This window comes from Cupriavidus sp. Agwp_2, from assembly GCF_040784895.1.
Classification (GTDB): Bacteria; Pseudomonadota; Gammaproteobacteria; order Burkholderiales; family Burkholderiaceae; genus Cupriavidus.
Map to the genome: position 1 here is coordinate 1,148,562 of NZ_CP088083.1, position 24,246 is coordinate 1,172,807.

The window sequence follows — 24,246 nt, forward strand, 5'->3', positions numbered from 1 at the left end:
TCCGGTGCGGCGATGGCCGCGATGGGATGGAACCAGTTTGGCGGAAGCGGGGCGCGTTTTCCGTTTGTTTTTGTAAATATATGTAGGCGGAAAAGGCCTTTTGTATCAATGGGTTGCGAGAGGCTTGCGGGGCGGGGAGCGGGCGCTGTAACAACCCGCGAGCGACGCGAGGAGGCTTGAATCACCCGCTTGTTTGCTCCCTCTCCCGCTTGCGGGAGAGGGAGCAAACCGTCAGTCTTCCTTGCGCAGGTGCGGGAACAGGATGACGTCGCGGATATTGGGGCTATCCGTCAGCAGCATCACCAGACGGTCGATGCCGATACCGCAGCCGCCCGTCGGGGGCATGCCGTATTCCAGCGCGCGGATGTAGTCGGCGTCGAAATACATCGCTTCCTCGTCACCGGCGTCCTTCTGCTCGACCTGCTTGCGGAAACGGTCGGCCTGGTCTTCGGCGTCATTCAGTTCCGAGAAGCCGTTGGCGATCTCGCGGCCGGTGATGAACAGCTCGAAACGCTCGGTAATGCCCGGCACCGTGTCCGAAGCGCGCGCCAGCGGCGAGACCTCGACCGGGTAGTCGATGATAAAGGTCGGCTCCCACAGCTGGCTCTCGGCGGTTTCCTCGAACAGCACCAGTTGCAGCGTGCCCAGCCCGGCATTGAGGAACTGCGGCGCGTTGGTGTTGACGCCGAACTTCTTCAGCTCAACGCGCAGGAACTCGGCATCGGCCAGTTGCGCGTCGGTGTATTGCGGCGCGAACTTCTGGATCGCCTGGCAGATGGTCAGGCGGTGGAACGGCTTGGACAGGTCCAGCTCGCGTTCCTGGTATGTCAGCACGGCGCTGCCGCGCGCATCGATCGCGGCCTTGCGGATCAGGTCTTCGGTGAAGTCCATCAGCCAGCGGTAGTCCGTGTAGGCCGCGTAGAACTCCATCATGGTGAACTCGGGGTTGTGGCGCGGGCTCACCCCCTCGTTACGGAAGTTGCGGTTGATCTCGAACACGCGCTCGAAGCCGCCGACCACCAGGCGCTTCAGGTACAGCTCAGGCGCGATGCGCATGAACATCTGCATGTCCAGCGCATTGTGGTGCGTGATAAAGGGCTTGGCCGCGGCGCCGCCCGGGATCGGGTGCAGCATCGGCGTTTCCACTTCCATGAAGCCGGCGTCGGCCATATGGCGGCGCAGCGACGAGATCGCGTTGGTGCGGGCGCGGAAGGTGTTGCGCGTTTCCGGCGACACGATCAGGTCGACATAGCGCTGGCGGTACTTCATTTCCTGGTCGGCCAGGCCGTGGAACTTGTCCGGCAGCGGGCGCAGCGACTTGGACAGCAGGCGCAACTCGCGCACCTGCACCGACAGTTCGCCCTTGTTGGTGCGGAACAGCTCGCCGCGGGCGCTGATGATGTCGCCCAGGTCCCAGTGCTTGAAGGCGGCGTAGACCTCTTCGCCGACCTTGTCGCGCGTGATGTAGAACTGGATCTGGCCGCTGCCGTCCTGCACGGTGGCGAAGCTGGCCTTGCCCATTACGCGCTTGAGCATCATGCGGCCGGCGATCGCGACTTCAACCGGGCTGGCTTCGAGCGCGGCCTGGTCGGTCTCGCCGTATTGCGCGTGCAGCGCGGCGGCCTGGTGGGTGGGGCGGAAATCGTTGGGGAAGGCCACGCCTTGCTGGCGCAGCGCGGCCAGTTTCTCGCGCCGCTCCGCGATGATCTTGTTCTCGTCGACGGCGGGCGTGTCTGCGGCGGCTGGCTTGGCCTGGGCGTGGTTCGGTTCGGTCATGATGTCTTGTAGCGTCGCACGCGGCGGGCCGCATGCGGGTTCAGTATGGCTTCAGTAGTTGCGGAGATCGTCCAGCTCGGTGCTGCCGAAATCCGGGCGGTGCAGGTAGGCGACGATGCGGCCTGCGGTTTCCTCGGCGGAAGCGAGCTGCTCGTTCGCCTTCAGGTCGCGGAAGCGCTGCACCTGGGCAAAGTCGGCGTTGCGGATCACGTCCTGCATGCCGGTGTCGATCACGCCCGGCGCCAGCGCCACCGCGCGCACGGTGCGCGGTGCCGGTGCCTGCGCGTACTCGGCGTTGACCGAGCGCATGAACATGTCCAGGCCCGCCTTGCCGGCGCAGTAGGCGCTCCAGCCCTCGATCGGGCGGCGCGCCGCGCCGGAAGAGATTGCCAGCACCTTGCGCGGGCAGTCGTACTTCTCGGTGCGCTCCAGGAAGGCAGCGGTCATTGTCATCGGCGCCGCGAGGTTGGTCAGCAGGTGCGGCACCAGCGTGCTTTCCTGCAGGCGCGAGACCGGGCCGATCGGCTCGACCACGCCGGCGTTCAGGATCAGCGTGGCGCTGGTCGGCGGCTGGTCGAGGGTATCGATCACGCTGGCCAGCCAGGTGGCCGCGGGCCCGGCCTGGGACAGGTCCTGCAGGTGCCAGGCCACCGGCACGCCGCTCATGGTGGCGATGCGCTCGAGCTCATTGTTGCGGCTGCGCGCCACGCAGATCAGGCGGTTGCCCGGCACGAGCAGGGCGTTGGTCAGTGCCGCGCCCAGCCCGCGCGAGGCGCCGGTGATGATGTAGAGGTGATTGGCTTCGCTCATGGTGCCCCGGTCGGAAAGGCCGCAAGTGCGGCGGTACAGCAGTGAGGTGCAGCTGTGACGCAGCGAATGCGGCGATGTTGCCGTGCCGCCGCGGGTGCCGCCGCCGCGCCGCAGGGCGCGGGGCGGGCAGCCCGGTACGGCCTTACAGTCCCTGCTTGAGGCTGGCCTCGATGAACGGGTCCAGGTCGCCGTCCAGCACCTTCTGGGTGTTGGACATTTCCACGTTGGTGCGCAGATCCTTGATGCGGCTCTGGTCCAGCACGTAGGAGCGAATCTGGTGGCCCCAGCCCACGTCGGTCTTGCCGGCTTCCAGCTTGTCGGCCTCGGCCTGGCGCTTGCGCATCTCGTGCTCGTACAGGCGCGACTTCAGCATCGACATGGCCTCGGCACGGTTGCGGTGCTGTGAGCGGTCGTTCTGGCACTGCACCACGATGCCGGTCGGGATGTGCGTGATCCGCACGGCCGAGTCGGTCTTGTTGATGTGCTGGCCGCCGGCGCCCGAGGCGCGGTAGGTATCCACGCGCAGGTCCGCCGGGTTGACTTCCACCTCGAACGATTCATCCACCTCGGGGTAGACGAACACCGACGAGAACGAGGTATGGCGCCCGCCCGACGAATCGAACGGCGACTTGCGCACCAGGCGGTGCACGCCCGTTTCCGTGCGCAGGTAGCCAAAGGCGTATTCGCCCTCGATCTTGATGGTCGCGCTCTTGATGCCGGCCACGTCGCCTTCGGACTCTTCCAGCACCTCGGCCTTGAAGCCCTTGCGCTCGCAGTACTTCAGGTACTGGCGCAGCAGCATCGAGGCCCAGTCGCACGCTTCGGTGCCGCCGGCGCCGGCCTGGATGTCGATAAAGGCGTTGGCCTGGTCCATCTCGCCGGAGAACATGCGGCGGAATTCCATGCCCGCCACGATCTCCTCGAAGCCCTTGACGTCGGTTTCGATCGATTCGAGCGTCTCGTCGTCGCCTTCTTCCCTGGCGAGTTCAAACAGCTCGTCGGCGCCGCCAAGGTCGTCCGTGAGCTTGCCCAGGACGCTTACCACGCCCTCGAGAGCCTTCTTTTCCTTGCCGAGATCCTGGGCACGCTTGGGGTTATTCCAGACGTCCGGGTCTTCCAGCAAGCCGTTGACTTCGTCCAGCCTTCCTACTTTGACATCGTAGTCAAAGATACCCCCGTAGATCTTCCGTCCGGGAACGGAGATCGGAGATGGCACCGGAGATGGCGTTGAGGCGTTCTGCTTCCATGATGTTCCTGCGCTTCGAAAACCTTGAATTATAGCGGATTGATGCCCGGAATCGGTCGCGGATTCGGGGATTCCGGCCGCCCCCGGCATGGTGCGCCGCGAACGGAAAGGGCGTGCGATGGTCTATCCGGCGGTGCCGGGCAGCGCACGCGGCGATAATACGCATTCGCAAACCGCCTCCCGGCATGAAGACAAACAGGGACGCATGACGAAAACCAGACATGACATCGAACCAGGCCGGCGCCGCGCGCTGGGCCTGCTGCTGGCGGCCACGGCCGCCGCGGTCGCGGCCGGCTGCGGCACCACCGGCGGCCCCGTGCCGGATGGCTATTACCGCGTGGAACGGGGCGATACGCTCTATTCGATCGCCCGCAAGCACGGTCGCACCGTGCGCGACCTGACCCGCTGGAACAGCGAGATCACCAGCCCCAGCCAGATCGAGGTGGGCCAGCTGATCCGCGTGCGGCCTGCCGGCGGCAGTGCCGCGGCCGGCACCGGCACCGGCCAGGCCGTCACCGAGACCCCGCGTGTCGACAGCGGCGCGTCGAAGCCGCCCGCCAGCAGCATCCGCCTGCAATGGCCGGCCGACGGCCGCGTCACCGCAAATTACTCGCCGCCCGCCAGCAAGGGCCTGACCATCGCCGTGCCTGCCAACGGCACGGTGCGTGCGGCCGCCGCCGGCCGGGCCATCCATGTGGGCAACCTGCGTGGCTACGGCATGCTGGTGATCGTCAAGCACAACGACGACTGGCTGACCGTCTACGGCAACCTCGACCAGCCGCTGGTCAGCGAGGGCGCGACGGTCGCGGCCGGACAGGACGTTGGCCGCATGGGCGCGAGCGCCAGCGAGCTGCATTTCGAGGTGCGGGGCAACGGCAAGCCGGTCGATCCGATGGCGTACCTGCCGGCGCGCGGCTAGGGCCGGGGGCAATCCCCGGGCACGCTATTGCGCGTGCTCGATCACCAGCTGCACGCGGGTGACGCCGTTGAAGGTGTTGTTGTCCAGCCGGTAGGCAATCTGCGCGCTGGCGCCGAGCGAATCGGCGTGGTTGAACCAGATCGCGTCAAAGCGCTGGCTGCCGCGCCCCAGCTGCAGCTTCAGGTGCTTGCCCTTGAGCACGGTCTGGCGCAGCACGTCGAACTCGCCGCAAAAGGTCGGGGCGGGGAAGCCCTGGCCCCAGACCTGCTGCTCCAGCAGCGTGACGAACTCCGGGCTGAAACACTGGTCCTCGATATCGCCGTCGGTCTCGATCACGCGCGCGAGCTGGTCGTCGGTCAGCCATTCCTTGCCGACCGCTTCGAACGCCTCCTGGAACTCGGCGAAGCGCTCGGCGCGCACGGTCAGGCCGGCCGCCATGGCGTGGCCGCCGAACTTGACCATCATGCCCGGGCAGCGCTTGGACACCAGGTCGAGCGCGTCGCGCAGGTGGAAGCCCGGGATCGAGCGGCCGGAGCCCTTGATGGTGGCTTCGTCGCCAGGCGCGAAGGTGATGGTGGGGCGGTGGTACTTGTCCTTGAGCCGCGATGCGACGATGCCGATCACGCCCTGGTGCCAGGTGTCGTTGAACACGCTGACGGTAAAGCGCGCCGACGGATCGGGGCCGGCAAGGCCGGCCATGGGCTGTTCCAGGATCTGCAGCGCCTCCTGCTGCATGCCGGCCTCGATATCGCGCCGCTCGCGGTTCATGCTGTCGAGTTCCTGGGCGATTTCCCAGGCGCGGTTGGCATCGTCGGTCAGCAGGCATTCAATGCCCAGCGACATGTCCGCCAGCCGGCCGGCGGCGTTCAGGCGCGGGCCCAGCCCGAAGCCGAGGTCGAAGGTGTTGGCGCGCGACGCCTCGCGTCCCGCGGCGCGGAACAGCGCCGCGACGCCCGGATGCATGCGTCCCGCGCGCATCCGGCGCAGGCCCTGCGCCACCAGGATGCGGTTGTTGGTGTCGAGCTTGACCACGTCGGCGACAGTGCCCAGCGCCACCAGGTCGAGCAGCGTCTGCAGCGGCGGCTGGGTCGCCTGGGTGTAGACGCCGCGCTGGCGCAGCTCGGCGCGCAGCGCCAGCAGCACATAGAACATCACGCCCACGCCCGCCAGGTTCTTGCTGGGGAATTCGCAACCGGGCTGGTTCGGGTTGACGATCACCGCCGCCTCCGGCAGTTCCGCGCCCGGCAGGTGGTGGTCGGTCACCACCACGTCGATTCCCAGCGCATTGGCCGCGGCCACGCCGTCGACGCTGGCGATGCCGTTATCGACCGTGACGATCACGTCGGGCTGTTGCTTCGCCGCCAGCGCCACGATTTCAGGCGTCAGGCCGTAGCCATACTCGAAGCGGTTGGGAACGATGTACTCGACCCGCGCGCCCAGCATGCGCAGCCCGCGCACCCCAACCGCGCAAGCGGTGGCGCCGTCGCAGTCATAGTCGGCGACGATCAGCAGTCGTTTGCCGGCGGCGATGGCGTCGGCGAGGTAGGCGGCGGCATGGCCGATGCCTTTCATGGCGCCCGGTGGCACCAGCTCAGGCAGGTCGGTCGCCAGCTCGGCGGTGCGCGCCACGCCGCGCGCGGCCAGGATGCGGGCCAGGGTCGGATGCAAGCCGGCGGCGGCCAGCGTGGTGACGTGTTCGGACGAATAGGTGCGGATGGCAATCCGGGTCATGGCGGGGGTCTTGTTCTTGCGGTAGGGCGGCAGTCGGGCGACGTTAGGCGGTCTTGGGTGACGTTCGGCGATATTCAGGCGGCAAAGGCGAGGTCGGACAGCAGGGCGCGCCAGTTGCCGCGCTGGCCCATGCCGCGCCAGAACTTGCGCAGGTCGGCGCGGGTCACGGTGAACTCGGCAAAGTGGTTCTCGCCCCCCAGCACCAGCGTCACGGCGCCGATGCCGCCGGCCGCCAGCGCCTCCAGCGCCGGCGCGAACCAGTCGGCATCGAGCGCATGCATGCGCTCGATCCACAGGCCCCAGTCCTCCGTGATATGGGCTTCGGTGGCCCGTTCCAGCATCGCCAGCACCGATCCCTCGGCCTCGGCCACCCCGGCCAGTCCCGCTGGCACTGGCAGCACGCGGCTGCCGGCGGCCAGCGCCAGCCCGGCCAGGAACGGGTCGTCGCTCAGTACCGTGTCGGCCAGGCGTGGCACCGTCTGCAGCGCGCCGCCGCCGTACAGCCAGACCGAGTTCACCGGCAACTCGCCGCGCGCCTCGCGGGCCTGGTTGACCGGGTGGTCGAACCAGGTCATCTGGATCTCGTTCTGTACCCGGCGCCAGTCGCGCGCACGCTCGCCGGCCTGCATCCAGATATCGATGTTGCGCCCCGCCGCGCGCAGCGGGGTGGTGGCTTCCAGCGGCCCGAACACGGACTCGGGCAGGTACCAGCGCGACGGGCTGGGCGTTTCGACCGCGATGCCGGACTCCTGCAGCAGCGGAGCGATGGCGGCGCGCAGGGCGTCGGCCTCTTCCGGCCGGATGCCGAGGTGCGTTGGCGGCATCAGCACCAGGTGGTCGCGCGCCGCGTGGATGTGCACCGGCTGCAGGCAGGCCCAGGTCTGGCCGTCCTGCGCAGCAGGGACGGCTGCGCCGCTGTCGGCCAGCTGCATATAAGGCGCCGACGGCACCCGGCTGGTATCCAGTCCCGTCTTGCCGGCCAGCCAGCGTTCCTGCGGCAGGCTGCGCAGAAACGGGTCGTCGTGGCGCTCGCGCGGGCCGGGCGTGGCCCGCGTCAGCAACTTTCCGAGCGCGGGCAGCTCCAACTGCCGCAGCAGCGCGCCGGGAATGACGTCGTCGCGGCCGTCGTCGCCGGCGCCCGGCGGGACGGAAAAGGGCACAATCAGGGTCAGGTGCGTCATCATGGTGGCGAGATTGTAAACTTCCGGCTGGCCGATGTGAGTACCGAGCCAGTACGGGGCCAGTCCCGGCCGAGTCCGGTGCAGCGTGGACCGCGCCCGCGACGGCTCGCACGAGTGCCGTCGGCGCCCCTCGGAGGGGCGCCGGCGATATCCCGAAACAACAGGAATCCTCTTGAACTTCCCCTACGAGTGGCAGATCGGCTGGCGATACACCCGCGCAAGCAAGCGCGCCAGCCGCAACACCTTCATTTCGTTCATCTCGATGATCTCGATGCTTGGGATCGCCCTGGGCGTGGCCGCGCTGATCGTGGTGCTGTCGGTGATGAACGGCTTCCAGAAAGAGGTGCGCGACCGCATGCTGTCGGTGCTGTCGCATATCGAGGTCATCGGCCCGTCGTCGCTGCCCGACTGGCAGCACACCGCGGCCGAGGCCATGCAGAACAAGGAAGTGGCCGGCGCCGCGCCCTATGTGGCGGCGCAGGCCATGCTGACCCGCGAGGATGCCGTGCGCGGCGTGCTGCTGCGCGGCGTCGAGCCGTCGCAGGAGCCCAAGGTCTCGGACATTGGCAGCCAGTTCAAGTCCGGCAGCATGAACGCGCTGGTGCCGGGCGAGTTTGGCATTGCGCTGGGCAACGAGCTGGCCAATGCCATGGGCGTGCAGGTCGGCGACAAGGTCACGCTGGTCGCGCCGCAGGGCACCATCACGCCGGCCGGCGTGCTGCCGCGGCTCAAGCAGTTCACCGTGACCGGCATCTTTTCGTCGGGCCATTTCGAATTCGACAGCGCGCTGGCGCTGGTCAACATGCATGATGCCGAGACGCTGTTCCGCCTGAGCGGCCCCACTGGCGTGCGGCTGAAGCTGCACGACATGCAGCGCGCGCCGCAGGTGGCGCAGCAGCTCGCCGGCACCATGTCGGGCGAGCTCTACCTGCGTGACTGGTCCAAGCAGAACCGCAACTGGTTCGCCGCCGTGCAGACCGAAAAGCGCATGATGTTCATCATCCTGACGCTGATCATCGCGGTGGCCGCGTTCAACCTGGTGTCGACGCTGGTGATGACCGTGACCGACAAGCAGGCCGATATCGCCATCCTGCGCACCATGGGCGCGCAGCCCCGCTCGATCATGAAGATCTTTATCGTGCAGGGCGTGGCCATCGGCTTTATCGGCACGCTCCTTGGCGTGGGCGGCGGCACGCTGATCGCGACCAATATCGACGTGATCGTGCCTTTCATCGAACGGGTGCTGCACGTGCAGTTCCTGCCGCGCGACATTTATTTCATCAGTGAATTGCCCTCGGATCCCCGCGTGAACGACATCGTCACCATCGGCATCATCTCCTTCGTGCTGGCCACGCTGGCCACGCTCTATCCCAGCTGGCGTGCCGCCCGCGTCAACCCCGCGGAGGCGCTGCGCTATGAGTGAAGCAGTGCTGCAAGCGGATACCGCCGCCAACACGGCGGGCCAGCCGCGCGCCGGATCGCCGGTGCTGGTCGCCGAGGGCCTGACCAAGCGTTTCCGCCAGGGCGAACTCGATGTCGATGTGCTGCGCGGCGTGGACGTGCGCGTCAACGCCGGCGAGAAGGTCGCCATCGTCGGCGCGTCCGGCTCCGGCAAGAGCACGCTGCTGCATGTGCTGGGCGGGCTCGACAATCCCGACTCGGGCCGCGTCGCGCTGCTCGGCAAGCCATTCACGGCGCTGCGCGAGCGCGAGCGCAACGTGGTGCGCAACCGCTCGCTGGGCTTTGTCTACCAGTTCCACCACCTGCTGCCGGAGTTCACCGCGCTCGACAACGTGGCGATGCCGATGCGCATCCGCGGCCTGACGCAGCACGATGCGCGCGGCACGGCGCAGGCGATGCTGGAACGCGTGGGGCTGGGCGGCCGCGCCAAGCACCGTCCCGGCGAACTGTCCGGCGGCGAACGCCAGCGCGTGGCGATCGCGCGCGCGCTGGTGGGGCAGCCCGCCTGCGTGCTGGCCGACGAACCGACCGGCAACCTCGACGACCACACCGCAGGCGGCGTCTACGATCTGATGCTGGAGCTGTCGCGCACGCTCGGTACCAGCTTCGTCATCGTCACCCATGACCTCGACCTGGCCGGCCGCTGCGACCGCGTGCTGCGCCTGCGCGACGGCCACCTGCACCAGGAACGCTGAGCCCGGCGTTGCACCATGTGGATCGACACTCACTGCCATCTCGATGCCCGCGAGTTCGACGCTGACCGGCGCCAGATTGCCGACGCCGCCGAGGCCGCCGGCGTGCGTGGCATCGTGGTGCCGGCGGTGGCGGTGGGGAATTTCGAGGCGGTGCGCAAGCTGGCGCACGAGGACGCGCGCTGTGTCTATGCGCTCGGCATCCATCCGCTGTGCTCGCCCGGCGCCGGGCAGCCCGATATCGACGCGCTCAGGCGCGAGGTCGCGGCCAGCATGGGCGATCCGCGCTTTGTCGGCATCGGCGAGATCGGGCTCGATTTCTTTGTCGCCGGTCTCGATAACGATCATCAGACCTGGCTCTATGCCGAGCAGCTGAAGATCGCGCGCGAATTTGACCTGCCGGTGCTGCTGCATGTGCGCAAGTCGCAGGACCAGGTCGGCGCGCAACTGCGCAAGCATGGCGTCAGGCGCGGTATCGCGCATGCGTTCAACGGCAGCCATGAGCAGGCGCGGCGCTTTGTCGAGCAGGGCTTCAAGCTCGGCTTCGGTGGCAACGTGACCTTTAGCCGCGCGCGCCAGATCCGCCGGCTGGCGGCCGAGATGCCGCTGGATGCGCTGGTGCTGGAAACCGATGCGCCCGATATCGCGCCCGCTTGGCTTTCGGACGACCAGTTCGGCGAGCAGCACAAGGTGCGCAACACGCCTGCGGAAGTCGCCGGCGTGGCGCGTGTGCTGGGCGATCTGCGCGGCCTTGATGCCGCCGTCCTGGCGCAGGCGACCTGGTGCAATGCCGTCGACGCGCTGCCGCGGCTGGCGGCCTTTGCCGAATCCATGGCGCCGGCCGGACACACAACTTCCACGACTTCCTGACAGGCTGACAAGCTTTCCGCTGCGTCGAGCGGTTACAACTCTGGCTGTGTGCAATCAGCCGGGGAGATGCCGTGCGCGGGTTCGTGGTGGCGTTCGTCGCGGGATGCTGGGTGCTGCAGCAGCAGGCAACGCTGCCGCGGCAGGACGCCGTGCGCATGGCCGCTGCCGGACTGGCGCTGGCGGGCATCGCCATGCTGCTGTGCGGCACGCGCCTGCGTGCCGCGCGGCGGGGCCCGATGCTGGCGCTCCTGGCCTTCGGCGCCGCGTTCTGCTGGGCGGCATGGCGCGCCGATATCCGCTTGCGGGAGTGGTTGCCTGCTTCGCTTGAATCGCGCGACCTCGACGTGCAGGGTGTGGTTTCCGGGTTGCCGTCGGAATCAGCGGGCGGCGTCCGCTTTGCCTTCGCCGTCGAGCAGGCCGTGCCGGATGGGTCGGACGAACCAGGGTTGGTGTTACCCGGCCGGCTGCTTCTTCACTGGCGCGACGCGCCGCCTGGCCTGTATCCCGGCCAGCGCTACGCCCTGACCATACGCTTGCGGCGCCCGCGTGGGCTGGCCAATCCATTCGGCTTCGACTATGCCTACTGGCTGCTGGCGCAGGGCTATGGCGCGACGGGCTATGTACGGCGCGCACAGGGGCCACCGCAGGAGGTCACGCGGGAGCGGCTTGGATGGCGCATCGAGGCATGGCGCGCGGCGGTGCGCGATCACCTGCGCGCGGCGATGCCGGCCGATGCGCGCTATGGCCCCGTGCTGATCGCGCTGGTGATCGGCGACCAGCGCGGCATCGATACGGAAGACTGGCAGTTGTTCCGGCGTACCGGCATCAGCCACCTGGTCAGTATTTCAGGTTTGCACATCACCATGATTGCCGGCATGGCGGGGTCGCTCGCGGGCATGTTATGGCGGCATTCATTCGGCCTGGGGCGCAGGCTGCGCCGGCCATTGCCGCTATGGCTCCCGGCCAGGCACGCGGCGCTGGCGGCGGCGGTGGCCAGCGCGCTGGTGTATGGGCTGCTGGCTGGCATGCAGATCCCGGCATTGCGCACCGTGGCGATGCTGTGCGTGGCTGCGGTGGCGGTTTGGGGCGCGCGGACGCCGCCGGCCTCGGTGGTGCTGGCCTTCGCTGCGCTGGTGGCGTTGCTGCTGGATCCATGGGCCGTGATGTCGCCGGGCTTCTGGCTGTCGTTCGGCGCGGTGGCGGTGATCTTCTATGCTGCCCGGTCCGAACGCGGCCATGCGCCGGAAAGCCGCTGGCAACGCTCGCGTGCTACGCTTGCCGCCGCTGCGCGCACGCAATGGGCGGTGACAGCCGGACTGGTGCCGCTGACGCTGCTGATGTTCCAGCAGGTGTCGGTGGTGTCGCCACTGGCCAATGCGGTCGCCATCCCGGTGGTCAGCCTGCTGGTGACGCCGCTGTCGCTGGCGGCCGCCGCCGCGCCGGCGATGCTGGCCGCGCCGTTGCTGACCGTCGCGCACCAGGCGATGGTGTGGCTGGCGGCCCTGCTGGGCTGGTTTTCCGGCCTGCCTTGGGCCATGTGGGAAGCGCCGGGCTCGGGCCCATTGCCTTTGCTGCTGGCCGGGCTCGGGATTGCGCTGTTGCTGGCGCCGCCGGCCAGCGCCGTGGTGCCCCTGCACGGCGGCCTGCTGGTGTTGCCGCTGGTATTGGCGCGCGGGCCGCCGGTGGCGCACGGCGAGTTCCGCGCGGTGATGCTCGATGTGGGACAGGGAACCGCGGTGCTGGTGCAGACGCGCGCGCATGCGCTGCTTTACGACGCGGGGCCTGGCTACGCATCGGGCGCCAGCGCCGGCGCGCAGGTAGTGGTGCCGCTACTGCGTGGCCTGGGTCTTGGCCGGATCGACCATCTGATGGTCAGCCATGAAGACGCCGACCATGCCGGCGGGGTGGCGGATGTGGAAGCGGCGGTGCCCGTAGCGGCGCGCAGTACCGGCGCGCCACCGGATCATGCCTTGCTCGGGCCGGCGCCATCCGGCTGGGCGCCGTGCGCGGCCGGGCAGCAATGGGAATGGGACGGCGTGCATTTCACGGTGCTGCATCCGCTGCCATCGCAATCGCAACAGGCGGCGATCGCCAGCAATGCCCGCAGCTGCGTGCTGCACGTGGCGTCCGCGCGCCATCGCCTGCTGCTGACAGGCGATATTGGCGTGGCCGAGGAACGCGCGCTGATCGATAGGTTGCCGCCGGAGGCGCTGCTTGCCGACGTCATGGTGGTGGCGCACCACGGCAGCGGCACGTCGTCCGGCGCCGCCTGGCTGGACGCAGTGCGGCCCCAGGCGGCGGTATTCCAGCTGGGCTATGCCAACCGGTACCGCCATCCGCGTGCCGATGTGTGGGAGCGCTACGGGCGCGCCGGCATCGCGCGCTACCGTGCAGACGAAACCGGCGCGGTGACCTTGTCCACCGCGCCGGCGGGCTACACGCTGTCGGTCTTCCGGCAGGCCGAGCCGCGCTACTGGCGCGCCCGGGCGGAGGCGCCGCGCTAGCGGGGCTTGCGGCGGCGCGCGCGGGTAGCCACCGGGCTTGGCTGCGCGTCCCCGGAATCCGGCTGGGGCGTGGCGCGGCCTCGGGCAGGGGGCAGCGTGCGTGCCGGCTCGGCGCCTGCGATGCGGCGCTCGCGCAGGTGGGCCTTGGCGCGCTGCAGGCCGGCGGCGACCGTTTCCGCGCGCTCCAGCGCCACGCCTGCGGCCAGCACATCGCCAAGCACCAGGTGGCTGATGCGGGAGGTCATCGGCGTATAGACCTCGCTGTCTTCCTCGACGTCGGAAAACACGCAGACGTCGGCCAGCTTCGCCAGCGGCGAGCCGCTGTGGGTGATCGCCAGCACGCTGGCGCCGCTGCTGCGTGCCAGCGTGGCGGCGGTCAGCATGTCCCAGGTGCGGCCGCTGTTGGACACCAGCACCGCCACGTCGCCGGCACCGAGCAGTGCGGCGGACATGCTGAATACATGCGGGTCGGAGTAGGCGACGGTCGGAATGCCGAGGCGGAAGAATTTGTGCTGGATGTCGAGCGCGACGATGCCCGAATTGCCGCAGCCGTAGAACTCGATGCGGCGTGCGCGGGCCAGCAGGTGGATGCCATGCTCGATCTGGTCGGCCGACAGCGCGTTGCGCACGCTCATCAGCGTGGCGATGGTGCGGTCGAACACCTTGCCGGCGATGTCGGCGGGGCGGTCGTGGGCCTCCACGTCCTGGTGCACGAAAGGCATGCCGCCGCCGACGTTCTGCGCGAACTGCAGCTTGAACTCGCGAAAGCCGTCGTAGCCCAGCGCGGCGCAGAAGCGTGCGATGGTGGGCTGCGACACGCCTGCGCGCTCGGCCAGCTCGGGCATCGACAGGCGGATCACGGCGGCGCCGTGCTCGGCGACGTAATCCGCCAGGCGGCGTTCGGAAGGGCGGAGCGTGTCGTAGACGGCAAGGATTCGGTCGCGCATGGCGGCTGGCGGGTGGGTCGGGTTGTTCGGATACTTCGGAATGTAGAGATTCTACATCCGTTGGCGCGGCATCATGCCCGAAATCGTGCATGGCAGGCTGTCAGGGTTTGCCCGTAATCCGGTGAATTCGGCGAATTCCGGTGATATTGTGATGCATGACCCAGTCGACGGCGACATTGCTATCGGTATAATGTAGAAAATCTACATGCGACGCGCCATTTTGGTGCTGCCGCCCCGACAACAAGGAACGTCTCCGCCATGCCCATTGCCGTCCATGCCGAGCTGTTGGCCGTCACCGAACGCATCGTTGGCCGCAGCCGCGCCAGCCGTGCCGCCTACCTGGCGCGCTGCGAGCGTGCGCAAGCCGAGTTGGGGCCGCTGCGCGGCATGTCATGCGCCAACCTGGCGCACGGCTTTGCGGCGCTGCCAGCCAACGACAAGTTGAAGCTGCGCGTCGACCATGCGCCCAATCTAGGCATCGTCACCGCGTACAACGACATGCTGTCGGCCCACCAGCCCTATGAGCGCTATCCCGGCGTGATCCGGGAAGCCGCGCGCGCAGTAGGGGCCGTGGCGCAGGTGGCGGGCGGCGTGCCGGCGATGTGCGATGGCATCACGCAGGGCAATGCCGGCATGGAGCTGTCGCTGTTCTCGCGCGATGCGATTGCCATGGGCACGGCTATCGCGCTGTCGCACAACACCTTCGACGCGGCGCTGATGCTGGGCGTGTGCGACAAGATCGTCCCCGGCCTGCTGATGGGCGCGCTGCAGTTCGGCCACCTGCCGGTGGTGTTCGTGCCCGCGGGGCCGATGGCGACCGGGCTGTCCAACAAGGAAAAGGCGCGCGTGCGCCAGCTCTATGCCACCGGGCAGGTCGGCCGCGATGCGCTGCTCGAGGCCGAATGCCAGGCCTATCACGGCGCCGGCACCTGCACCTTCTACGGCACCGCCAACAGCAACCAGTTCCTGATGGAAATCATGGGCCTGCACCTGCCCGGCGCGGCCTTCGTCCACCCGGACAGCGGCCTGCGCGACGCGCTGACGGCCGCGGCGGCCCAGCGCGCGGTCGCGCTGAGCGCGCGCGGCAGCGAATACCTGCCGCTGGCGCGCATCGTCGACGAGCGCGCGGTGGCCAACGCCATGGTCGGCCTGCTGGCGACGGGCGGCTCGACCAACCACACCATTCACCTGGTGGCGATGGCGCGCGCCGCGGGCATCATCATCGACTGGGACGACTTCGACCACCTGTCGCGCGTCACGCCGCTGCTGGCGCGGGTGTACCCGAACGGCTCCGCCGACGTGAACCACTTCCATGCCGCCGGCGGCGCCGGGCTGATCATCCGCGAGCTGCTGCAGGCGGGGCTGCTGCATGAGGACGTGCAGACCGTCGCGGGCCCGGGCCTGGCGCGATACACGCAGGAGCCGGTGATGAGCGATGGCGTGCTGCAATGGCGTGATGGCGCGACGGCAAGCGGCGACGCCCAGGTCGTTGCCAGCGCGGCGGCGCCGTTCTCGCCCGAAGGCGGGCTGCGGCTGATGCAGGGCAACCTGGGCCGCGGTGTGATCAAGGTCTCGGCCGTGGCGCCCGAGCACCGCGTGGTCGAGGCGCCGGTGCGCGTCTTCGATGCGCAGGAGGCGCTGCAGGCGGCGTTCGAGGCCGGCGAACTGAACGGCGACCTCATCGCCGTGGTCCGCTTCCAGGGGCCGAACGCCAATGGCATGCCCGAGCTGCACCGCCTGACACCGGTGCTGGGCGCGCTGCAGGACGCCGGCCACAAGGTGGCGCTGGTGACCGACGGCCGCATGTCGGGCGCGTCGGGCAAGGTGCCGGCGGTGATCCACGTCGGCCCTGAAGCACTGGCCGGCGGCGCGCTGGCCCGCGTGCGCGACGGCGACCGCATCCGCGTCGACGCGGTGGCCGGCGTGCTGCAATGGCTGGGCGACGAGGGCGAGTTCGCGGCGCGCGAGCCGGCGGCGGCACCGGCCGACGATTTCGCCCGGTTCAGCCTCGGACGAGGGCTGTTCGGCTCGTTCCGGCGCCACGCGCGCATCGCGGAAGAGGGGGGCAGCGCACTCGACCTGTCCGAAGCGGATGCTGGCGCCGCCCCAGCCGCATCCGCCACTGCCGTCGCGGTGCAAACCGTCGCACAATAGTCTCACGCATTCCCGTCGTTGGCCGCCGGCGCGGGGACGACGGGAGCGGCCCGCAGGCAATGACCACGGCCGCGACCCCATCCGAAAGCAAGTCAGCAAGACAGCAAGACAGCAAGATAGCAAGACGATACCAAGACCGACGGAGCAGACATGATCTATATCCTGATGGGCGTTTCCGGCAGCGGCAAGACCACGGTCGGCCAGCTGCTGGCGCAGCGCCTGGGCTGCGGCTTCCATGACGCGGACGAATTCCACAGCGAGGCCAACAAGGCCAAGATGCATGCGGGCATTCCGCTGACTGACGAAGACCGCTGGCCCTGGCTGGCGGCGATGCGCGCCGCCATCGACGCGGCGCGCGCCGAAGGCCGGACCCACGTGTTCACCTGCTCGGCCCTGCGCCAGGCGTACCGCGACCGGCTGACGCCGCCCGACGGCGGCGTGACCTTCGTCCACATGAAGGGCGATGCCGCACTGATCGCCGGGCGCCTGTCCGCCCGCACCGACCATTTCTTCAATCCCGAGCTGCTGCAGAGCCAGTTCGATACGTTGGAGGTGCCCCGCGACGCGGTGGAACTCGATATCCGCCAGCCGCCCGAAGTGCTGGTGGACACCATCCTGCAGTCTGGCGCCCGCTGAACCTTCCGCCCGCGCTCGTCCGTTCTATCCCCTGACGGCCGCCAGCTCCGCTGGCGGCCGTTTTTGCGTGCGCTGGCAGACATCTTGCTAGTTCACTTTCCGTGCCGGCTGCGGTCCACCAGCTTGCGGCTTTCGCCGGTACAGGTATGCTGAAAGGGCCAGTGACTCGACAGCATCGTCGCGCCAATGCCATTGGAGACCATCCCGGGCACCGCGCGGCGGGCTTGTGGCAGGACAGCCAGGTCAAACCAGGGCGGCCGGATGCGGGGCAGTGGCAGCATCCGAACGCCCACTACATGGAGGAGCGGCCATCATGGCGGGGCGGTTTTTCGACGAGATGCTGGACTGGCGCGCCGACGGGGCGCCCACGGTCATCCAGGCAGGGCAATCATTGCCCGACGGGGCGGTACGCCCGCACTACCGGCATTTCTCTGACTGGCTGGCGCGGCAGTCTGGCAGCACCATGGACAACAAGCGTGCCGAGGCAGACCTGATCTTCCGGCGCGTGGGCATTACCTTTGCCGTCTATGGCGACAAGGACGAGGCCAACAGCGGCACCGAGCGAACCATCCCGTTCGACGTGATCCCCCGCATCTTCCCGGCCAGCGAATGGGCGCTGCTGGAAAAAGGCCTGCGCCAGCGCGTCGCAGCGCTGAACCGGTTCATCCACGACATCTACCACGGCCAGGACATCATCCGCGCGGGCGTGATCCCGCCCGACCAGATCTACAACAACGCCCAGTACCGGCCCGAGATGCTCGGCGTCAACGTGCCGCACGACATCTACGCGCATGTCGCCGGCATCGACGTGGTGCGTGCCGGCGAGGGCGAGTTCTACGTGCTGGAAGACAACCTGCGCGTGCCTTCCGGCGTGTCGTACATGCTGGAAAACCGCAAGATGATGATGCGGCTGTTCCCGGACCTGTTCGCGCGCAACCGCGTCGCGCCGGTGGCGCACTATCCGGACCTGCTGCTCGACATGCTGCGCGGCGTGTCACCGCAGGCGATCGCCGATCCCACCGTGGTGGTGCTGACCCCGGGCATGTACAACTCGGCGTACTTCGAGCACGCGTTCCTGGCGCAGCAGATGGGCGTCGAGCTGGTCGAAGGCAGCGACCTGTTCGTCGAGGACGACCACCTGTTCATGCGCACCACGCAGGGGCCGCAGCGCATCGACGTGATCTACCGGCGCGTCGACGACGACTTCCTCGACCCGCTGGTGTTCCGGCACGATTCCGCGCTCGGCGCGGCCGGGTTGCTGTCGGTCTACCGTGCCGGCAACGTGACCATCTGCAATGCGATCGGCACCGGCGTGGCGGACGACAAGTCGATCTATCCGTACGTGCCCGACATGATCCGCTTTTACCTCGGCGAGGAGGTCATCCTCAATAACGTACCCACGTACATGTGCCGGCGTCCGGATGACCTGCAGTACGTGCTCGATCATATGGGCGAGCTGGTGGTCAAGGAAACCCACGGCGCCGGCGGCTACGGCATGCTGGTGGGGCCAGCCGCGACGCGCGCCGAGATCGATGCCTTCCGCGAGGTGGTCAAGGCCAGGCCCGAGCAGTACATCGCGCAGCCGACGCTGGCGCTGTCGACCTGCCCGACCTATGTGGAGTCGGGCATCGCCCCGCGCCATATCGACCTGCGCCCATTCGTGCTGTCGGGCAAGGAAGTGCGCATGGTGCCCGGCGGGCTGACGCGCGTGGCGCTGCGCGAGGGCTCGCTGGTGGTCAATTCCTCGCAAGGGGGCGGCACCAAGGACACCTGGGTGCTCGAACGATGACGACGACAGCCCCTCACGCGATCAACACCGCGATCAAGACTGCCGCTGCCTTGCCAGGAGAGCCCACATGCTGAGCCGTACCGCCGACCACCTGTTCTGGATGGCCCGCTACACCGAACGCGCGGAAAACACCGCGCGCATGCTCGACGTCAACTACCAGACCTCGCTGCTGCCGCAATCGGCCGAGGTGGCAGAGCAGGGCTGGTGGGCCATGCTGGATATCTCGGAGCTGACGCACGCCTTCGACCACAAGTACGGCCTGCTGTCGCGCGACGACGTGATCGATTTCATGGTCCGCGACATGACCAATGTGTCATCGATCATGAGTTGCCTGCGCGCGGCGCGCGAAAACGCGCGCGCGGTGCGCGGCTCACTGACCACCGAAGTCTGGGAGACCGTGAACACCACCTGGCTCGACGTGCAGCGCATGATCGCCGACGGCGTGCTCAGGGAAGACCCGTCGCGCTTCTTCGAGTGGGTCAAGTTCCGTTCGCACCTGGCGCGCGGCGTCCAGTTCGGCACCATGCTCAAGGACGATGCCTTTCACTTCATGCGGCTCGGCACCTTCCTGGAGCGCGCCGACAATACCGCGCGGATCCTCGACGTCAAGTTCCAGGCCTCCGGCAGGGATGACAGCGATCCCAACCGCGAGCAGAACGACTTCTACCACTGGGCCGCGGTGCTTCGCTCGGTGTCCGGGTTCGAGGTCTACCGCAAGGTCTACCGCGCGGTGGTCACGCCGCAGCGCGTGGCCGAACTGCTGGTGCTGCGCCCTGACATGCCGCGCTCGCTGGTGTCGAGCATGGACGAGGTGGTGACGATCCTGGCCATGGTGCGCAACCAGCAGTCGGCAGAGACCGAGCGGCAGGCTGGTAAACTCCACGCCGACCTGAAGTACGCGCGCATCGACGACATCTTTGCCGTCGGCCTGCACGCGTACCTGACCAGCTTCCTGGAGCGCATCGGCGATCTCGGCAATGGCATCAGCCGGGACTTCCTGGTGCCGCTGCAGGCGGTCTGACATGGGCACGCCGGCGGCGACCATGTGCTGCCGGCGCCACACCGTGCCCTGATACCGTGAAATACAAGATCAACCACCATACTGTCTACCGCTATGCCGAGCCGGTGCGCCGCAGCGTGCACGAGCTGCGGCTCGAGCCGCGCTCGGGTCCGCTGCAGACGGTGCACAACTGGCAGCTGAGCACGCCCGGCAACCCGTCCGCGGCGCGCGACGGCTTCGGCAACATCGTGCACAACTTCACCGTCTCCGGCCCGTCGGACACTATCGCCATCGAAGCCAGCGGCGAGGTGGAGGTTCTGCCGCCGCATGGCGACCTCGACCGCGACGGCCACCATGCCTTCTGCGATGTGCCGCCGGCCGGGGAATCGCGCGTGTCGCCGCTGTACTTCCTCGGCAGCACGCCGCTGACCACGGCGCCGCGCGAGATGCAGGCCTTCGCCGCGCCGTTCCTGGCTTCGGGCCATGAAATTCCCGCGTTGCTGGCACTGGCCCAGGCCATCGGCGAACGCGTGCGTTACAAGCCCAATACCACCGATGTCGGGACTTCCGCCGCCGAGGCTTTCGGCCTGGGTAGTGGCGTGTGCCAGGACCAGGCGCAGGTGATGGTGGCGGCGTGCCGCGCGCTCGGCGTCCCGGCACGCTATGTGAGCGGCTACTTCTACGATCCCGCCGCCACTGACCTGGCCAGCCATGCGTGGGCCGACGTTTGCCTGGATCCGCAACGCGAGATCTGGTGCAGTATCGACATCACCCACGGCTGCCTCACCGACGAGCGCCATGTCCGCCTCGCCGTGGGGCGCGACTACCAGTCCGCCGCACCGGTCCGGGGCATCCTGGAGGGCGGTGCCGGGGAGACGCTCGAAGTCAATGTCGTAATCACGCCGCTTGCCGACCCGGTCTAGCTCCGGCCGCCTCAATTAGGTGCCGCATTCCAGAACCGGCACCGATAGGCGGCAGCGGCGCTAGAATCCGTTAATGCAGGCCTCCGGCCGGCCACTCCCGGCCGTCCAACAAGAACACCAGAACAAGACCATGACGTACTGTGTAGCCATGCGGCTGGATGCCGGCCTGGTATTCCTGTCCGATTCCCGCACCAACGCCGGGGTGGACGCCATCTCGACGGCGCGCAAGATGACGGTGTTCGAAGAACCCGGCGACCGCGTGATGGTGCTGATGACCGCCGGCAACCTCGCCATCAGCCAGTCTGTGCGCCAGATCCTGGCCGAAAACCATGACGACAAGCGCTCCCTGTGGAATGCGCGTGACATGTTTGAAGCCGCCTCCATCGTGGGCGACGCGGTGCGCCAGGTACATAAGCGCGACGCGCACGCGCTGCGCGATGCCGGCATCGAATTCAATGTCAGCCTGATCTTCGGCGGCCAGGTCCGGGGCGAGCGGCAGCGGCTGTTCAATATCTATGCCGCTGGCAACTTCGTCGAAGCCACGCCGGAAAACTGTTATTTCCAGATCGGCGAGGCCAAGTACGGCAAGCCGATCATCGACCGCGTCGTGCATCCTTCGCTGCCCCTGGCCGAGGGCGCAAAATGCGCGCTGATCTCGATGGATTCGACGCTGAAGTCGAATATTTCAGTGGGATTGCCTCTGGACCTGCTGGTCTACGAGGCCGATTCGCTGCGCGTGACGCGCTTCGTCAACATCGACGAGCGCAACGCCTATTTCCGCATGATTCGCGATACCTGGGGCCACCGGCTGCGCCAGGTGTTCGGCGAGATCCACAACCCGGAGTGGGATGTGACCCAGCAGCCCGACTTCCCGCTGGCGCGTGGCGCGGAGGGCGACTGCTGGGGGCAGCCCGTGCGCGCCAGGCGCAATCCCTCCCGTACCCAGGAATGAGGGGCGGGGCGGCGATGCGCGAGATCATTCATTTTTCCCATGCCAACGGCTTCCCGGTCACCACGTACCGCAAGCTGTTTGGCGAACTGGACGGCGAGTTCGAATTCCGCGCCGTTGACCGCTACGGCCACCGGCCGCAGTTCCCGGTCACGCGCGGCTGGCCGCATCTGGTGGAAGAGTTGCTCGAGGAAGTGGGGCGCCAGTACCGCGAGCCGGTCTGGCTGGTGGGCCATTCGCTGGGCGGTTTCCTGTCGATGATGGCGGCGCTGCGCCGGCCCGAATGGGTGCGTGGCGTGGTGATGCTGGATTCGCCGATCATTGCTGGCTGGCGGGCCTCGCTGCTGAAGACGGCGCAGGTGCTCGGCATGGATGAAAAGCCCGGTCCGGCGGCGGTGACCAGGAACCGGCGCACGCACTGGCCCGACGCCGAGGCCGTATGGCAGCATTTCCGCAGCAAGCCGAACTTCGCCGTGTGGGATCAAGAGGTGCTGCGCGACTATGCGCTGCATGGCACCGAGCCCACCGGCAAGGCCGACGAGCGGCGCTTGCGCTTCGACCGCGAGGTCGAATACTGGATCTACCGCACGCTGCCGACCAGCCTGGGACGCAAGCTCAGGCGGGGCGCGCCAGTGCCGGTCGGCTTCGTCGCCGGTACGCGATCACGCGAGGTGCGGCAGTGCGGCCTCGCGGCCACCCGCAAGCTGGTGGGCGAAAACCTGCGTTTTATCGAGGGCGGCCATTTGTACCCGATGGAGCGGCCCCAGGAGACGGCGCAACTGGTGCGCGACCTGATCGGCGCGATGCGCCGCGACGGGCGCTGAACGGGTATGCGGCGCATGCGCCGCAGCGCTAGCCCGGGGACGTCGGAACGCCCCGGCAGGCCACGCGCGAACCGGCGCTGGCGGGTCGGGTTGTCACAATTTCCGGGTCGGCGCAGAACGGGCTCTCATGTATAATCCCGATTTCCCCGGCAAGCTCGGTTTATGACCAAATTCGTCTTCGTCACCGGTGGCGTCGTCTCTTCTCTCGGCAAGGGCATCGCTGCTGCCTCGCTCGCGGCCATTCTTGAGTCGCGCGGCCTCAAAGTCACCCTCCTCAAGCTAGATCCCTACATCAACGTCGATCCCGGCACGATGAGCCCCTTCCAGCATGGCGAGGTGTTTGTCACGGAAGACGGTGCGGAAACCGACCTCGATCTCGGCCACTACGAGCGTTTCGTCTCGGCCAAGATGCGCAAGTCGAACAACTTCACCACCGGCCAGATCTACGAATCGGTGATCCGCAAGGAGCGCCGCGGCGAATACCTCGGCAAGACCGTGCAGGTGATCCCGCATATCACCAACGAGATCCAGGCCTTCATCGAGAAGGGCGCTGCCGCCTCGCACGACGGCAAGGCCGACGTGGCGCTGGTGGAAATCGGCGGTACCGTGGGTGACATCGAATCGCTGCCGTTCCTGGAAGCCGCGCGCCAGATGAGCCTGCGCATGGGCCGCAACCACGCTGCCTTCGTGCACCTGACGCTGGTGCCGTTCATTGCCAGCGCCGGCGAGCTGAAGACCAAGCCGACCCAGCACTCGGTGCAGAAGCTGCGTGAAATCGGCATTTCGCCGACCGCGCTGCTGTGCCGCGCCGACCGCCCGATCCCGGACGACGAGCGCGCCAAGATTTCGCTGTTCGCCAATATCCCCCAAGACGCCGTGATCTCGGTGTGGGATGCGGACAGCATCTACAAGATCCCGCAGATGCTCAACGAGCAGGGCCTCGACCGCCTGATCTGCGAGGAACTGCGCCTGGATCCGCGGCCGGCCGACCTGTCGATGTGGCAGAAGCTGGTCAACGCCCAGGAAAATCCCGAGCACGAAATCACCATCGGCATGGTCGGCAAGTATGTCGACCTGACCGAGTCGTACAAGTCGCTGATCGAGGCGCTGCGCCACGCCGGCATGCACACCGCCACGCGCGTCAACATCGAGTACATCGATTCCGAGGAACTGGAATCGGGCCACCTCGAAGTGCTGGCCCCGCTGGACGCTATCCTGGTGCCGGGCGGCTTCGGCAAGCGCGGCACGGAAGGCAAGATCCGCGCGATCCAGTACGCCCGCGAGAACAAGGTGCCTTACCTGGGCATCTGCCTGGGCATGCAGCTGGCCGTGATCGAGTTCGCCCGTCACGTCGCCAACATGGCTGACGCCAACTCGACCGAGTTCAACCTCGAAACCGAACACCCGGTGGTCGCGCTGATCACCGAGTGGGTCGACCGCGAAGGCAAGGTCGAGCAGCGCTCGGCAGATTCCGACCTGGGCGGCACCATGCGCCTGGGCGCGCAACGCGTGCCGGTCAAGGAAGGCACCAAGGCCAACGCCATCTACGGCGCAGAGGTCAACGAGCGCCACCGCCACCGTTACGAGGTCAACAACCACTACGTGCCGACGCTGGAAAACGCCGGCATGGTGATCTCGGCCCGCACCCCGACCGAGAACCTGCCGGAAATGATGGAACTGCCGGTGTCGATGCACCCGTGGTTCGTCGGCGTGCAGTTCCACCCGGAATTCACCTCGACGCCGCGCGACGGCCATCCGCTGTTCAAGGCGTACGTCGAAGCCGCGCTGGCCAGCCAGCAGCGCAAGGGCGCCTGAGGCCAGGCGGCAAGAGAGG

19 protein-coding genes are annotated in these 24,246 nt (G+C 67.9%); 13 read left to right on the top strand and 6 right to left on the bottom strand.

Annotated features, from left to right (window positions below; all coding sequences use genetic code 11):
- Nucleotides 1–231: 231 nt before the first annotated feature.
- From lysS to prfB, 3 genes are all read right to left on the bottom strand, one after another.
- Nucleotides 232–1,776: a lysine--tRNA ligase gene (lysS, locus tag LPA45_RS05365; RefSeq protein ID WP_317925918.1), complete on the bottom strand. Its 1,545-nt coding sequence runs from the start codon at nt 1,774–1,776 to the stop codon at nt 232–234.
- 51 nt (nt 1,777–1,827) lie between these two features.
- The gene (locus LPA45_RS05370; RefSeq protein ID WP_116317625.1) at nt 1,828–2,586 is read right to left on the bottom strand and encodes an SDR family oxidoreductase; all 759 of its coding nucleotides are present in this window, start codon (nt 2,584–2,586) and stop codon (nt 1,828–1,830) included.
- A 142-nt stretch (nt 2,587–2,728) separates the two neighbouring features.
- Nucleotides 2,729–3,802: a peptide chain release factor 2 gene (gene prfB / locus LPA45_RS05375; RefSeq protein ID WP_158577632.1), complete on the bottom strand. Its 1,074-nt coding sequence runs from the start codon at nt 3,800–3,802 to the stop codon at nt 2,729–2,731.
- Between the two features lie 235 nt (nt 3,803–4,037).
- Here prfB and LPA45_RS05380 point away from each other — a divergent pair, with 235 nt between their 5' ends.
- Nucleotides 4,038–4,751 (top strand): peptidoglycan DD-metalloendopeptidase family protein, encoded by a 714-nt coding sequence (locus tag LPA45_RS05380; protein WP_116317867.1) that lies wholly within the window; start codon nt 4,038–4,040, stop codon nt 4,749–4,751.
- A 24-nt stretch (nt 4,752–4,775) separates the two neighbouring features.
- Here LPA45_RS05380 and recJ read toward each other — a convergent pair whose 3' ends face one another.
- Both recJ and LPA45_RS05390 read right to left on the bottom strand, forming a co-directional pair.
- A complete protein-coding gene (gene recJ, locus LPA45_RS05385) occupies nt 4,776–6,482 on the bottom strand; it encodes a single-stranded-DNA-specific exonuclease RecJ (protein ID WP_317924637.1) in 1,707 nt (568 codons plus the stop codon).
- Nucleotides 6,483–6,556: 74 nt separating this feature from the next.
- Nucleotides 6,557–7,666: a hypothetical protein gene (locus tag LPA45_RS05390; protein ID WP_116317627.1), complete on the bottom strand. Its 1,110-nt coding sequence runs from the start codon at nt 7,664–7,666 to the stop codon at nt 6,557–6,559.
- A gap of 169 nt (nt 7,667–7,835) precedes the next feature.
- Here LPA45_RS05390 and LPA45_RS05395 point away from each other — a divergent pair, with 169 nt between their 5' ends.
- The 4 genes from LPA45_RS05395 to LPA45_RS05410 all read left to right on the top strand — a co-directional run bounded on the left by LPA45_RS05395 (nt 7,836) and on the right by LPA45_RS05410 (nt 13,190).
- The gene (locus LPA45_RS05395) at nt 7,836–9,086 is read left to right on the top strand and encodes a lipoprotein-releasing ABC transporter permease subunit (RefSeq protein WP_116317628.1); all 1,251 of its coding nucleotides are present in this window, start codon (nt 7,836–7,838) and stop codon (nt 9,084–9,086) included.
- Entirely contained in the window at nt 9,079–9,819 is a 741-nt protein-coding gene (lolD, locus tag LPA45_RS05400) for a lipoprotein-releasing ABC transporter ATP-binding protein LolD (protein WP_116317629.1), read from the top strand. Before LPA45_RS05395 ends, lolD begins: the two co-directional genes overlap by 8 nt.
- A 15-nt stretch (nt 9,820–9,834) precedes the next feature.
- The gene (locus LPA45_RS05405; RefSeq protein WP_317924636.1) at nt 9,835–10,686 is read left to right on the top strand and encodes a TatD family hydrolase; all 852 of its coding nucleotides are present in this window, start codon (nt 9,835–9,837) and stop codon (nt 10,684–10,686) included.
- A gap of 71 nt (nt 10,687–10,757) precedes the next feature.
- The gene (locus LPA45_RS05410) at nt 10,758–13,190 is read left to right on the top strand and encodes a DNA internalization-related competence protein ComEC/Rec2 (RefSeq protein ID WP_317924635.1); all 2,433 of its coding nucleotides are present in this window, start codon (nt 10,758–10,760) and stop codon (nt 13,188–13,190) included.
- Here the strand turns inward: LPA45_RS05410 and LPA45_RS05415 are convergent.
- Complete coding sequence (locus LPA45_RS05415; RefSeq protein ID WP_116317632.1) at nt 13,187–14,137, bottom strand: MurR/RpiR family transcriptional regulator; 951 nt, start codon at nt 14,135–14,137, stop codon at nt 13,187–13,189. The two genes, LPA45_RS05410 and LPA45_RS05415, sit on opposite strands and share 4 nt — an antisense overlap.
- A gap of 258 nt (nt 14,138–14,395) precedes the next feature.
- On the opposite strand from LPA45_RS05415, the gene edd reads away from it, so the two are divergent.
- The 8 genes from edd to LPA45_RS05455 all read left to right on the top strand — a co-directional run bounded on the left by edd (nt 14,396) and on the right by LPA45_RS05455 (nt 24,227).
- On the top strand, nt 14,396–16,291 hold the full coding sequence (gene edd / locus LPA45_RS05420; RefSeq protein WP_317924634.1) for a phosphogluconate dehydratase: 1,896 nt from the start codon (nt 14,396–14,398) through the stop codon (nt 16,289–16,291).
- 150 nt (nt 16,292–16,441) lie between these two features.
- Nucleotides 16,442–16,927, top strand: coding sequence for a gluconokinase (locus tag LPA45_RS05425; protein WP_116317634.1), 486 nt, complete (start codon nt 16,442–16,444; stop codon nt 16,925–16,927).
- A 313-nt stretch (nt 16,928–17,240) separates the two neighbouring features.
- Nucleotides 17,241–18,716 carry a circularly permuted type 2 ATP-grasp protein gene (locus LPA45_RS05430; protein ID WP_116317636.1) on the top strand — a complete coding sequence of 492 codons (1,476 nt, stop codon included), beginning with the start codon at nt 17,241–17,243 and terminating at the stop codon, nt 18,714–18,716.
- Nucleotides 18,717–18,783: 67 nt separating this feature from the next.
- Nucleotides 18,784–19,737 (top strand): alpha-E domain-containing protein, encoded by a 954-nt coding sequence (locus LPA45_RS05435; protein WP_317924633.1) that lies wholly within the window; start codon nt 18,784–18,786, stop codon nt 19,735–19,737.
- A gap of 56 nt (nt 19,738–19,793) precedes the next feature.
- Nucleotides 19,794–20,639: a transglutaminase family protein gene (locus tag LPA45_RS05440; RefSeq protein ID WP_116317638.1), complete on the top strand. Its 846-nt coding sequence runs from the start codon at nt 19,794–19,796 to the stop codon at nt 20,637–20,639.
- 130 nt (nt 20,640–20,769) lie between these two features.
- Nucleotides 20,770–21,591: a peptidase gene (locus LPA45_RS05445; protein WP_116317868.1), complete on the top strand. Its 822-nt coding sequence runs from the start codon at nt 20,770–20,772 to the stop codon at nt 21,589–21,591.
- 14 nt (nt 21,592–21,605) lie between these two features.
- Nucleotides 21,606–22,412, top strand: coding sequence for an alpha/beta fold hydrolase (locus tag LPA45_RS05450; protein ID WP_317924631.1), 807 nt, complete (start codon nt 21,606–21,608; stop codon nt 22,410–22,412).
- Nucleotides 22,413–22,574: 162 nt separating this feature from the next.
- Entirely contained in the window at nt 22,575–24,227 is a 1,653-nt protein-coding gene (locus LPA45_RS05455; protein WP_116317640.1) for a CTP synthase, read from the top strand.
- Nucleotides 24,228–24,246 lie beyond the last annotated feature (19 nt).